Origin of the sequence: Klebsiella sp. 141198 (genome assembly GCF_050600785.1) — a bacterium.
Taxonomy (GTDB): domain Bacteria; phylum Pseudomonadota; class Gammaproteobacteria; order Enterobacterales; family Enterobacteriaceae; genus Klebsiella; species Klebsiella aerogenes.
In genome coordinates this window covers 582,734-593,817 of record NZ_JAQIRM010000004.1, presented here as the reverse complement: position 1 = coordinate 593,817, position 11,084 = coordinate 582,734, and the positions used below count along the sequence as shown (strand labels likewise).

At 55.5% G+C, this 11,084-nt stretch carries 14 protein-coding genes; 2 read left to right on the top strand and 12 right to left on the bottom strand.

Annotated elements, in window-relative coordinates:
- Positions 1-107 precede the first annotated feature (107 nt).
- Entirely contained in the window at positions 108-1,253 is a 1,146-nt protein-coding gene (locus PGR10_RS16730) for a porin (protein WP_087860342.1), read from the top strand.
- Positions 1,254-1,360: 107 nt separating this feature from the next.
- Here the strand turns inward: PGR10_RS16730 and mnmH are convergent, their stop codons facing one another.
- The 7 genes from mnmH to ppiB form a co-directional block, all read right to left on the bottom strand.
- The gene (gene mnmH, locus PGR10_RS16725) at positions 1,361-2,437 is read right to left on the bottom strand and encodes a tRNA 2-selenouridine(34) synthase MnmH (protein WP_430923811.1); all 1,077 of its coding nucleotides are present in this window, start codon (positions 2,435-2,437) and stop codon (positions 1,361-1,363) included.
- Positions 2,438-2,546: 109 nt separating this feature from the next.
- On the bottom strand, positions 2,547-3,614 hold the full coding sequence (purK, locus tag PGR10_RS16720; RefSeq protein WP_087860340.1) for a 5-(carboxyamino)imidazole ribonucleotide synthase: 1,068 nt from the start codon (positions 3,612-3,614) through the stop codon (positions 2,547-2,549).
- Positions 3,611-4,120, bottom strand: a complete 510-nt coding sequence (gene purE / locus PGR10_RS16715) for a 5-(carboxyamino)imidazole ribonucleotide mutase (RefSeq protein ID WP_087860339.1) — start codon at positions 4,118-4,120, stop codon at positions 3,611-3,613. The genes purK and purE overlap by 4 nt, the downstream gene beginning before the upstream one ends.
- Before the next feature lie 96 nt (positions 4,121-4,216).
- On the bottom strand, positions 4,217-4,555 hold the full coding sequence (locus tag PGR10_RS16710; protein WP_430923810.1) for a hypothetical protein: 339 nt from the start codon (positions 4,553-4,555) through the stop codon (positions 4,217-4,219).
- A gap of 8 nt (positions 4,556-4,563) precedes the next feature.
- Positions 4,564-4,905 (bottom strand): hypothetical protein, encoded by a 342-nt coding sequence (locus PGR10_RS16705; RefSeq protein WP_087860337.1) that lies wholly within the window; start codon positions 4,903-4,905, stop codon positions 4,564-4,566.
- A gap of 105 nt (positions 4,906-5,010) precedes the next feature.
- Positions 5,011-5,733 carry a UDP-2,3-diacylglucosamine diphosphatase gene (gene lpxH, locus PGR10_RS16700; protein ID WP_411325647.1) on the bottom strand — a complete coding sequence of 241 codons (723 nt, stop codon included), beginning with the start codon at positions 5,731-5,733 and terminating at the stop codon, positions 5,011-5,013.
- A 3-nt stretch (positions 5,734-5,736) separates the two neighbouring features.
- On the bottom strand, positions 5,737-6,231 hold the full coding sequence (gene ppiB, locus PGR10_RS16695; RefSeq protein WP_015367878.1) for a peptidylprolyl isomerase B: 495 nt from the start codon (positions 6,229-6,231) through the stop codon (positions 5,737-5,739).
- Positions 6,232-6,404: 173 nt separating this feature from the next.
- Here ppiB and cysS point away from each other — a divergent pair, with 173 nt between their 5' ends.
- Entirely contained in the window at positions 6,405-7,790 is a 1,386-nt protein-coding gene (gene cysS / locus PGR10_RS16690) for a cysteine--tRNA ligase (RefSeq protein WP_045393462.1), read from the top strand.
- A gap of 45 nt (positions 7,791-7,835) precedes the next feature.
- On the opposite strand, the gene PGR10_RS16685 is transcribed toward cysS, so the two are convergent.
- The 5 genes from PGR10_RS16685 to folD all read right to left on the bottom strand — a co-directional run bounded on the left by PGR10_RS16685 (position 7,836) and on the right by folD (position 10,836).
- Positions 7,836-8,666: a DUF2145 domain-containing protein gene (locus PGR10_RS16685; RefSeq protein WP_430923809.1), complete on the bottom strand. Its 831-nt coding sequence runs from the start codon at positions 8,664-8,666 to the stop codon at positions 7,836-7,838.
- Positions 8,663-9,094 (bottom strand): STM0539 family protein, encoded by a 432-nt coding sequence (locus tag PGR10_RS16680; protein WP_430923808.1) that lies wholly within the window; start codon positions 9,092-9,094, stop codon positions 8,663-8,665. The genes PGR10_RS16685 and PGR10_RS16680 overlap by 4 nt, the downstream gene beginning before the upstream one ends.
- A 9-nt stretch (positions 9,095-9,103) precedes the next feature.
- On the bottom strand, positions 9,104-9,637 hold the full coding sequence (locus PGR10_RS16675; RefSeq protein WP_430923807.1) for a metal-dependent hydrolase: 534 nt from the start codon (positions 9,635-9,637) through the stop codon (positions 9,104-9,106).
- 118 nt (positions 9,638-9,755) lie between these two features.
- Positions 9,756-9,968, bottom strand: a complete 213-nt coding sequence (gene ybcJ / locus PGR10_RS16670) for a ribosome-associated protein YbcJ (protein ID WP_015367876.1) — start codon at positions 9,966-9,968, stop codon at positions 9,756-9,758.
- Between the two features lies 1 nt (position 9,969).
- Positions 9,970-10,836 (bottom strand): bifunctional methylenetetrahydrofolate dehydrogenase/methenyltetrahydrofolate cyclohydrolase FolD, encoded by an 867-nt coding sequence (gene folD, locus PGR10_RS16665; protein WP_087860332.1) that lies wholly within the window; start codon positions 10,834-10,836, stop codon positions 9,970-9,972.
- Positions 10,837-11,084 lie beyond the last annotated feature (248 nt).

Sequence of the window (11,084 nt, the reverse complement as noted above, 5' to 3'; positions counted from 1 at the left end):
TGATTTTTAAGCGCACAAAACATTAAAAACCCAACAACACGTCGTGCTAATTCGCAGTTAATATTCAACTGGCAAATATAAGGTTGCTTATTACTCAAGGAAAAAGCATGGCACATAAAATAAAAGCGCTGGCGATCTCGATCGGCGCAGCATTAGCGTTAACCTCTTTTGCATCCCAGGCTGAGATTACGCTGCTGAAACAAGATCCGCAGGCGGGCGATCCGTTAAGTCGCCTTAACTTTACCGTCGGCGGCAGTATTCGTCCGCAGTTCAATATGATGACCGGCGATGGCGATAAAGGTTCCTACAAGCGTAACGGTTTCGATGGCGGCACCCGTTTCCGTTTCGCAGCTGATTACTATCTGTTTGATGATATTAGCTGGATCAGCTACTACGAACTGGGCGTCAATATTCCGGCGCTGTTCGATTGGGACAATCACTACGCGGAAGGGGCGAACAATACCTCCCGTCGTATGCTCTATACCGGTCTGAAGAGTGATACCTGGGGTACCTTAACCTACGGTCAGCAGAACAGTATTTACTATGATGTCGTCGGCGTGAAAACCGATATCTGGGACTACGATATGATTGGTCAGGCCCCGGGTAACGGTATCAATGGCGACTACGATGGTTCTTATCGTTCACGCAATATGTTGAAATATAAGAAAACCGTGGGCGATGTCGATCTGTACGGATCCTATTTGTTTGAAGATAGCGAATATCTGCCGGGTAATGGCCTACGCTACAAGCGTAAAGGCGGCGGTTCTATCGGTGCGGATTACCACATCATGAAGGACCTGACCTGGGGTACCGCGTGGAACTACACCCGCGCCGAAATGCGCGACCCGTCAAGCTCCGATAGCAAAACCTATGACCAGAATATTGTTGGTACCGCGCTGAGCTGGACCCCGGATAACTGGACTTTCTCCTTCGGCGGCGGCTGGTATCAGAACTTCCTGACTACCAAGAAAACCGATGTTCATAACTACTTCGCCGGCGATGCCTGGGGTATTGAATACTTTGCCGGCTATAAATTCCCGATCAATCAATACGCTGTTAAATCTATTCAGCCGTACTTTATGGGCGACCGCCTGGAGTATGTGAATGGCCGCAACTATCAGCGTATTGATAACGGTTTGGGTATTAGCTTCCAGCTGGATTACGGTTTCCGTGTTGATTACGAGCACGTGTTTACCTCCAGCACCGATGATCTGGGCGATATGAACCTGGTGCGTCTGCGCTACGACTTCTGACGATGAGTTGCCGCAAGCTGGGAATTTCCCCGGCTTGCGCTGCGTTAAGCGGGAGTCGCCCGGGTAAGGCGCTAGCCGCTACCCGGGAAGCCGTCTGGTTGGGGGAACTACTTCGCCAGCCAGGCGGCGACCTCTTGCCAGTTGCCGCGAAAAATGATTTTTCCGGCTTTTTTCCCCAACTGATAGCGATACATCGGGTCGTAGTATTCATTCAACAGCGGTACCAGCCAGGCGAAGTGCGCCTCGGTACTGGCGGAACGCTGCTGCTGCAACAGCGCCGCGTCGAGCAGTTCGGTTAACTGGGCAAAGCGCTGTAGCCCCAGCCGACGCCGGATGGCAAACAGCCCATGATGCAGATACTCGCTATATTCCTGCCAGCCTTTCTCTTCGCCATAGGCGGTAATAAAGTCGTGATGCATACGATCGAAGTACTCTTCGCGCAACCGTTCGAGACGAACGTCAAAGGGATCCTCCACCACCGCCAGCGGCGATTGCGCCATGCGGATGCGCAAGCACTCCGGCAGGTGGTTCGCGCCGATCATATGGCCTTCATCTTCCAGCACCCAACGTGTTTGTTGTTCCGCCTTTTTAAGCAGGGAGACCGCCAGATGGTTTTCGAACGTCGCCTGTGGGTGTTGCTGCAACAGCGTTCGGCCAAATGACGAGCCGCGGTGGTGGGCGTGGCCTTCGAGATCGATACCGTCCGGGCGCGAGCAAACCAGTTGGGTTTTGCCATTGCCGGTGCAGCCGCCAATCAGCACGATGGGGCGCTGTACCAGCTCCTCGGTAGCCTGTATTGCCGCCTGGCGTAGCGCTTTGTAGCCGCCGACAATCAGCGGATAATCGACGCCCGCTTCCCGCAGCCACTTCTGCACGATATGCGAGCGCTGGCCGCCGCGGGCGCAGCACAGATAACCCTGTGGATAGCGGGCGCAGGCTTTCAGCCACGCCTTCAGGCGGCTGGCGCGCAGGTCGCCATCGACCAGCTTATGGCCGAGGGATAATGCCGCTTCCGGCCCCTGGCGCTTGTAACAGGTACCGACGGCGGCGCGTTCTTCGTCGTTCATCAGCGGCAGGTTAATCGCCGCGGGCATCGCGCTTTGCTGGAATTCCACCGGCGCGCGAACGTCGATAAGCGGCGTATCCGCGCAGAGGATGGCGCGATAGTGTGTCCCATTTTCCATGGGTCGTCCTTTTGAGTTAAAACCAGATGTGCTTACTGCGAGGTGGGGATTCTACGCGCCGAAGGGCGTGCCGGGGAAGGGGATAGATCAAATCCCCGGCACGAATGGCTTAATTAAGCTGCGACTGCGCCCAGAAAACGCCGCTGGCGTATTCAACCGGCAGGAGTGGTTTTAGCGCTTCCAGCGTGGCGCTCAGGCGATCGGTATCGCTGTCGGTTAGATTCAGGTGCCCGACTTTACGCCCCGGACGGACTTCTTTGTCGTACCAGTGCAGATGCACCAGCGGCAGCTTCAGCCAGTCGTAGTTCAGATCGCTGCCGATCAGGTTGATCATCACCGACGGGCTATTGACCACCGGCGGCGGCAGCGGTAAATCGGTAATGGCGCGCAGATGTAGTTCAAACTGGCTAATGGAAGCGCCGTTTTGCGTCCAGTGGCCGCTGTTGTGCACGCGCGGCGCCAGTTCGTTGATCAGTAGTCCCTCGGCGGTGACGAAGCACTCCATGGCCATCACGCCCACGTAGTCGAGCTCGTTCATGATCGCCGTCAGCATGCTTTCGGCCTGCGCCTGTTGGCGCGCATTGGCCTGCGGGAAGGCGACGCTGGCGCGCAGAATGCCATCCTGGTGCAGGTTGCGGGTCAGCGGATAAAACACCGTACTGCCGTCGCGCCCGCGGGCGCCGACCAGCGACACTTCGCCGGAGAAGTTAATTCCCTGCTCGACGATGCACTCGCCGTAGTTATCATCCGGCAGTTGTGCGGTTTCGTCAGCGCGCAGGCGCCACTGCCCGCGGCCATCGTAGCCGCCGACGCGGCGTTTGACGATAGCCAGTTCGCCCAGGCGGGCAAACACGGCGGGCCACTCGCTTTTATCCGCCAGTAGCTGCCACGGCGCGGTGGCGAGGCCAAGTTTGTCGAACAACTGTTTCTGGGTCAGGCGGTCGGCGATGATCGGAAAAACGTCGCGGTTGACGAAAGCCGGATGGCGCGCCAGTTCGCGGGTCAGGGCGGTTTCCGGCCAGCGTTCGATTTCAGCGGTGATGACGCTTTGCTGGAATGGTACCGCTTCCGGGTCGGCTTCGAGACCGACCGGCCAGACGGCGATGCCCAGCGGTTCACCGGCCTGACGCAGCATGCGGCCTAACTGTCCGTTACCGAGGACGCAAACCTGTTTCATGCCGCACCTCGCGGGTCCGGGTTATCCAGCACTTCATCGGTCTGCGCCTGACGCCAGGCGCTCAGGCGCTGGTGCAGTTCGGCATCATGCTGGGCGAGAATTTGCGCGGCGAGCAGGGCGGCGTTAGCGGCGCCGGCTTTACCGATGGCCAGCGTGCCGACCGGGATGCCGCGCGGCATTTGAACAATAGAGTAGAGGCTGTCAACGCCGCTTAACGCTGCGCTCTGAACCGGCACGCCGAGCACCGGCACCAGAGTTTTCGCTGCAATCATGCCCGGCAAATGCGCCGCGCCGCCCGCACCGGCGATGATCACCTGATAACCGTTGTTTTCCGCGCCTTCGGCGAAGCTAAACAGTTTATCGGGCGTACGGTGGGCGGAGACCACTTCAACATGGTGCGGAACGTTCAGGGTATCAAGGATTTCTGCGGCGAACTGCATGGTAGCCCAGTCGCTTTTGGACCCCATCACGATGGCGATACGCGCCGGATTATTGCGGGAAGACATGCGTCTGAAAACTCCTGTGGGTGTGCTTCACACTGCTTTAGAGGCCACAGAGAATAGCACGATATCCCGGCAAGGAAAACGGTTGCGTACGCGTGGTTAGCCGTCATTTGTCTCGCTTGTCGACGATGAAGTTCGTTGTTTACTGGCCTTTCTCTCTTTAACGATACAGGTAATAACCAGCACTAACCCCCAGGGCAGCATAAGGACGCCCATAATTAGCATATATATTTGTACAAAGCGGCTATCATGTGGGCGGGTAAAGAGCAGGTAAATCGCATAGAGCCAGAGCAACCATAGAAACATCGCATATAAAATCACAGCATATGTGCTAGCTATATACAGGAAAACCAAACCGTAATAGCTGACGCCAAGTGGACTAACAATTGAAATAATCAATCCCCAGCTTAGGGGCTGGTTCCATTTTTTCATACTCATTCCCTGAGTTAGTCACTATTAGACGCATTTGTGCGTGATGACATAAGTTGGTTTTTAGCTTTTGTCTTACTGGCATAATAGGCACATATCAACATAAATCCCACTCCCCAAAATAACACCGTAAGGATCCCTAAAATTAAGACAAAGTTTTGAATAAAAGGGTCTTCAGGAGGACGGGTGAAGAACCGATAAAGTGCATAAAAATAGAGCACCCATAGCAGTACTGCGCACCAGAAAAAATTAAGCGAGTTGCCTATAAATACGCCGATTAACGCCATATAACTTGCGCCTAGCGAGCAGATGAAAGCGACTATCATTCCCCAAACCAGGGGTTGGTTCCATTTTTTCATACTCGTTCCTTGAGTGAGATTTAGCCAAAGGCTAGCATGCGGAGAACAGATAGCGTCAGTCATTCTCCCCTTCAGATGAAGGTTTTCGGAATTGTGCCTGGGGGATTAAAACGGGAAATAGATGAGTTCGACGCCGTCGGCGCTGACTTTAACCATTGACCCTTCGCTGTGCCACGCGCCGAGGACCACGCGCCACGCGGGCTGCCCGTTGGCCTGGAGTTCATGGACGGCCGGGCGATGGGTATGGCCGTGAATCAGCCACTGCACCTGATGCCGCTCCATCGCGTCAATTACCGCCTGCGGATTCACATCCATAATTTCCATCGCTTTGCTGCTGTTGGCGGCTTGGCTATCGGCGCGCATTTTGGCGGCGATGCGGCGGCGGATAAACAGCGGCAGGGCGAGAAACAGACGTTGGATCCACGGGGTGTGGACTTTAGCGCGAAACGCCAGGTAACCGGGGTCATCGGTACATAAGGTGTCGCCATGCATAATCAACACTTCACGGCCATAGAGGTCCAGCCGCTCTTCTTCGGCGAGCAGGATCATGCCGCTCTGGCGGGCGAAGCGCTGGCCGACGAGAAAATCGCGGTTGCCGTGGATGAAGTAGCAGGGAACGCCGGCGTCGACGACGGCTTTGATTGCCGAAGCGATTTGCTGATGCAGCGGGTTCGGATCGTCATCGCCGATCCAGGCCTCGAACAGGTCGCCGAGAATATACAGCGCGTCCGCTTCGCGGGCGCTGCCGGCTAAAAAGCGCAGAAAACCGGCGGTGATCGCCGGTTCTTCTGTTTGCAGATGCAGGTCTGCAATAAAAAGTGTCGCCACGAATTATTCGCTGACGGTGACGCTTTTGATCACAACATCTTCTTTCGGCACATCCTGGTGCATGCCGCTGCGGCCGGTGGCAACCGCTTTGATTTTGTCGACCACGTCCATACCTTCAACCACTTCGGCAAAGACGCAGTAGCCCCAACCCTGCAGGCTTTCGCCAGAGAAGTTCAGGAAGTCGTTGTCGACCACGTTGATGAAGAACTGAGCGGTGGCGGAGTGCGGCGCCTGGGTACGGGCCATCGCCAGCGTACCACGGGTGTTTTTCAGACCATTGTTGGCTTCGTTCTGAATCGGAGATTTGGTCGCTTTCTGATTCATGCCCGGTTCAAAACCGCCGCCCTGAATCATGAAGCCGTTGATAACACGGTGGAAAATGGTGTTGTCGTAGAAACCTTCGCGGCAGTAGTCCAGGAAGTTTTTAACTGTTTCCGGCGCTTTGTCGTCAAACGTTTTGATTACGATATCGCCATGATTGGTGTGGAAAGTAACCATTTTTGCATCCTGTTCCGATGATTGTAGTGCTGAACCCAAGGTTGGGTATGACATAGGTGGCTGTTATAGCATAACCGCGGGGGTCGATGCACCTTGCAATGTGTGCTGCTTCCGGTTTGAATTAGGGTTAGAATAAGCGACTTATATCCACACACGTCTACACGGAATCTTCGATGTTAAAAATTTTTAATACACTGACGCGCCAAAAAGAAGAATTTAAACCTATTCATGCCGGGGAAGTTGGCATGTACGTGTGTGGAATTACCGTTTACGATCTCTGTCATATCGGCCATGGCCGCACCTTCGTCTCCTTCGACGTTGTCGCTCGCTACCTGCGCTTCCTTGGTTACAAGCTGAAGTACGTGCGCAACATTACCGATATCGACGATAAAATCATTAAGCGCGCTAATGAAAACGGCGAAAGCTTTGTCGCGCTGGTCGATCGCATGATCGCTGAAATGCACAAAGATTTTGATGCCCTCAACATTCTGCGCCCGGACAACGAGCCGCGCGCCACCCACCATATCGCTGAAATTATCGAAATCACCGAGCAGCTGATCGCCCGCGGTCACGCTTATGTGGCGGATAACGGCGACGTGATGTTCGACGTACCGACCGACCCTAACTACGGTCTGTTGTCGCGCCAGGATCTCGACCAGCTGCAGGCGGGCGCTCGCGTCGACGTGGTTGACGTCAAGCGTAACCCAATGGACTTCGTCCTGTGGAAGATGTCGAAAGAGGGCGAGCCGAGCTGGCCGTCTCCGTGGGGCGAAGGGCGTCCGGGCTGGCACATTGAGTGCTCGGCGATGAACTGCAAACAGCTGGGTAATCACTTTGATATTCACGGCGGCGGTTCGGATCTGATGTTCCCGCATCACGAAAACGAAATCGCGCAATCGACCTGCGCCCACGACGGCGAATACGTCAACTACTGGATGCACTCCGGAATGGTGATGGTCGATCGCGAGAAAATGTCGAAATCGTTGGGTAACTTCTTCACCGTCCGCGATGTGCTGAAGTACTACGATGCCGAAACCATCCGCTACTTCCTGATGTCCGGCCACTATCGCAGCCAGCTAAACTACAGTGAAGAGAACCTCAAGCAGGCGCGTTCGGCGCTGGAGCGTCTGTACACCGCGCTGCGCGGGACCGACAAATCCGCACAGCCTGCGGGCGGCGAAGCCTTCGAAGCACGCTTTATCGAAGCAATGGATGACGACTTCAACACCCCGGAAGCCTATTCGGTACTGTTCGATATGGCGCGTGAAGTAAACCGTCTGAAAACGGAAGACGCGGCTGCCGCGAACGCGCTGGCGGCCCATATGCGTAAGCTCTCATCGGTGCTGGGTCTGCTTGAACAGGAACCGGACGCTTTCCTGCAGAGCGGCGCGCAGGCCGATGATGGCGAAGTGGCGGAAATCGAAGGGCTTATCCAACAGCGTCTGGATGCGCGTAAAGCGAAAGACTGGGCGGCGGCGGATGCGGCGCGCGACCGTCTTAACGAGATGGGTATCGTGCTGGAGGATGGTCCGCAGGGTACCACCTGGCGTCGTAAGTAAGCGCCATTGCTAATGAAAAGGCCACGCTTGCGTGGCCTTTTTGCGTTAGGGACTGACTTCCAGTGGTGTGGGCTGAAAAACGCATACGGATTCGTGCAGATTCAGATGCTGGCAGGAGGATATTTTGCGGCTGTAACGGGCAATAAACTGAATAACGCTATCGCCGCTGTTTAAACCTACTTTGCCATTTGCCAATAGTTGTTCCGGCTGATCGTCGGTAAAAACATTGTTGGCAACCATTTTTGCCCCAAGGCGTTCGAAAAGCGTGACCTTAACTAACGAGGGTTGATAACCCTGCTGTAAGAGCCAATGTCTGGCCTGTTCACGTGACCAGATATTGCTATCGCCCGCTCGGGCAAAGACTTCCAGCAGCCAGCCGTTAGAATTCTGATACGGCCCGGAGAAGGGCCAGGCGATCAGGTTATAGCGTGGGCTGTGGAACAGGTTCAGTTTGACAGGACTGTGCAAAAGCGCTTGTAAGGCGGCGTTAAGTTCGCCGCGCGGGCGTAAAACCGCTATCTGCTGGTTAACCAGTTCATCGGCGAGAAACTCATATAATCCCTGCACGTACAGCGCTGACCGCGCGGTGCCACAGGTATTCAGATTATGATAAACCCGCCAGCTGTTATCGGGCTGTCGCAGGGCGTAGCCGGCATGGGACCAGGTTAACCCGCGGCTGGACATATCCTGACCCTGGCGGACTAAAATAACCACCGCTTCCGGCTCGCTATTTAATTGTTGTTTGAGCAATTGTGCCTGATGCATGGTTGCGGCAATGGTTTCCGCTGATGGCGACCCCGTGCCGCAATCGGTGCTGGCGGCCGTTGCGCTTACTGATGTCACGCTCAGGCACAAGGCGAGCGCCAGGCGCTTCATTTCGCCGACAACGGTTGGTTAGCGGAGAGCGAGGCATCCTCTTGGTTCACCATATGGGCCAGGACTTTATCTTCTTTTTTCAGCAATGCGCCTGTGCCTTCCGGGGCTTCCTCCAGCGTCAGCTTGTCCCCGGCTTTAAGCTCCGCCTCTTCGACCACCTGCAGCGGCAGCACCATTTTGACGGTGTTCTGCTTAGGATCTTTGGTGGTCAACAGCGCGGTTTTCTGCTCTTTATTTTTGTCGACAGAAGCGGCGATCAGCGCGGCGGGAAGCAGGACCGGGGAGAGAATGATGCCGCTCACCAGCACTGAACTGCCGATACTGGTAATGGTCGAAGAGACGGCATAGGCGTTGGTATGATCCTCGGCGCGAATGGTGGAAGAAACCGCCAGCAGTGCTGCAGCGGCGAGGATGGTCGTTTTATGCATGTTAATCCCTTAACGTTGAATAGATTGACGATACAACCAGAGTAGTAACGCCAGTACGCAACCAGGCAGCCAGACCCACTGCAGCTCGGAGAGGATCACCTGATGTCCATAAGGCGTGGCATAGCGTGATAGCGCGAATGGCGCCACTTTAATCACCTGCCAGGGCAGGAAGAAGCGTTGATCGGACCAGAGCCACAGCCAGCCGACGCCTTTACCACCATCGGTGATGGCATCGAGCAGGCTATGGGATAACAGGCAGACACTAAGAAATGCCCAACTGCGCGCCGGCCCGCAGTGAAACCTCCTGCCAACCATCACCATGCACAGCAAAGGAACCACGAAGGCGAACAATAAAGAGTGGGTAAATCCGCGGTGGCCGAAAATATTGCCGTAGGCGACGCCGAATTTAAACGCCAGCACGTCGGCATCCGGCAATATTGCCAACGCCACGCCAGCCAGCAGCAGGCGAGGGGGAATGATTTTGCATCCCAGCCCTAACCCCAGGCACAGTGGAACAGCGGCATGAGTGACGATAGTTGGCATTGGCTTATATTCTACAAATAAAAGCCTATTATCAGTAGGGTATTTGAGAATTACATCCCCGCATTTTTCTGATTTTCCAGCGGGAGAGCGCTGGCGCCGGGACCGGCGCCAGAGAGGGTTAGGCGATAACGGTAATGCTTTGACCGTCAAAGGTCACCGTTTGGCCGGCGACGATTTTACAGCGTTTGCGGGTTTCCACCGCGCCGTCGACTTTCACCAGCCCTTCAGCGATAAAGATTTTGGCCTGCGCGCCGCTTTCGCTCCAGCCTTCCAGCTTCAGCAGATCACACAGTTCAACATGCGGGTGTTTGCCCAGAGAAAAATTCGCCATCTTAGGCCTCCTGAATGTCGTGATACTCTTCGCACGCCTGCAGCGTATTCTGAATGAGGGTCGCTACGGTCATTGGGCCAACGCCGCCAGGCACGGGCGTAATGTAGGACGCGCGTTCCGCTGCATCTTCAAACACTACATCGCCGACCACTTTGCCGCTTTCCAGACGGTTAATGCCGACGTCCACCACGATGGCGCCTTCTTTAATCCATTCACCCGGAATAAAGCCTGGTTTACCAACCGCGACAATCAGCAGATCGGCATTTTCGACGTGGTGGCGCAGGTTTTTGGTGAAACGGTGGGTGACGGTGGTGGTGCAGCCCGCCAGCAGCAGCTCCATGCTCATCGGACGGCCGACAATGTTAGAGGCGCCGATCACCACCGCGTTGAGGCCATAGGTGTCGATATTGTAGCGCTCAAGCAGGGTGACAATGCCGCGTGGCGTACAAGGACGCAGGCGCGGTGCGCGCTGACACAGGCGACCAACGTTATACGGATGGAAGCCGTCGACGTCTTTGTCCGGGGCAATGCGCTCAAGGACTTTAACGTTGTCGATACCGGCTGGCAGCGGCAACTGCACCAGGATGCCGTCGATAGTGTTATCGCCGTTAAGCGTGTCGATAAGTTCCAGCAGCTCGGCTTCGCTGGTGGTTTCCGGGAGATCGTAAGAGCGGGAGACGAAGCCCACCTCTTCACATGCCTTGCGTTTGCTGCCGACATAAATCTGCGACGCAGGGTTGCTGCCGACCAGCACAACGGCGAGCCCGGGGGCGCGTTTTCCGGCCGCTACGCGAGCCTTCACTTTTTCCGCGACCTCAGAGCGCACCTGCTGCGCAATCGTTTTACCGTCAATAATTTTTGCTGCCATCAGAGAGAGGATTCCATCTGTCACTTTACGAAAGGGGGATGCGGATATTTTGTCAGAAGCCAGCCCCGCTGTCAGTTATCGTTTGCGTTTTTATCGGTTTTCCGCCGCGAGGAGGTAAAAACAGGCTATTTTTCCGCGCCGTGGCGGCGGAAGGGGCCAGTCGCGAACGAACGGGGCGAACAATCCTTAACCAGACATCGCGTTAATAATCGACAAGCTCGCTATGCCGCTGCCTTTTCCCGGCAAAA

Coding starts and splice junctions, on each gene's coding strand:
- PGR10_RS16730 (WP_087860342.1), top strand. CDS start 108: ATGGCACATAAAATAAAAGCGCTGGCGATCTCGATCGGCGCAGCATTA.
- mnmH (WP_430923811.1), bottom strand. CDS start 2,437: ATGGAAAATGGGACACACTATCGCGCCATCCTCTGCGCGGATACGCCG.
- purK (WP_087860340.1), bottom strand. CDS start 3,614: ATGAAACAGGTTTGCGTCCTCGGTAACGGACAGTTAGGCCGCATGCTG.
- purE (WP_087860339.1), bottom strand. CDS start 4,120: ATGTCTTCCCGCAATAATCCGGCGCGTATCGCCATCGTGATGGGGTCC.
- PGR10_RS16710 (WP_430923810.1), bottom strand. CDS start 4,555: ATGAGTATGAAAAAATGGAACCAGCCCCTAAGCTGGGGATTGATTATT.
- PGR10_RS16705 (WP_087860337.1), bottom strand. CDS start 4,905: ATGAAAAAATGGAACCAACCCCTGGTTTGGGGAATGATAGTCGCTTTC.
- ppiB (WP_015367878.1), bottom strand. CDS start 6,231: ATGGTTACTTTCCACACCAATCATGGCGATATCGTAATCAAAACGTTT.
- cysS (WP_045393462.1), top strand. CDS start 6,405: ATGTTAAAAATTTTTAATACACTGACGCGCCAAAAAGAAGAATTTAAA.
- PGR10_RS16685 (WP_430923809.1), bottom strand. CDS start 8,666: ATGAAGCGCCTGGCGCTCGCCTTGTGCCTGAGCGTGACATCAGTAAGC.
- PGR10_RS16680 (WP_430923808.1), bottom strand. CDS start 9,094: ATGCATAAAACGACCATCCTCGCCGCTGCAGCACTGCTGGCGGTTTCT.
- PGR10_RS16675 (WP_430923807.1), bottom strand. CDS start 9,637: ATGCCAACTATCGTCACTCATGCCGCTGTTCCACTGTGCCTGGGGTTA.
- ybcJ (WP_015367876.1), bottom strand. CDS start 9,968: ATGGCGAATTTTTCTCTGGGCAAACACCCGCATGTTGAACTGTGTGAT.
- folD (WP_087860332.1), bottom strand. CDS start 10,836: ATGGCAGCAAAAATTATTGACGGTAAAACGATTGCGCAGCAGGTGCGC.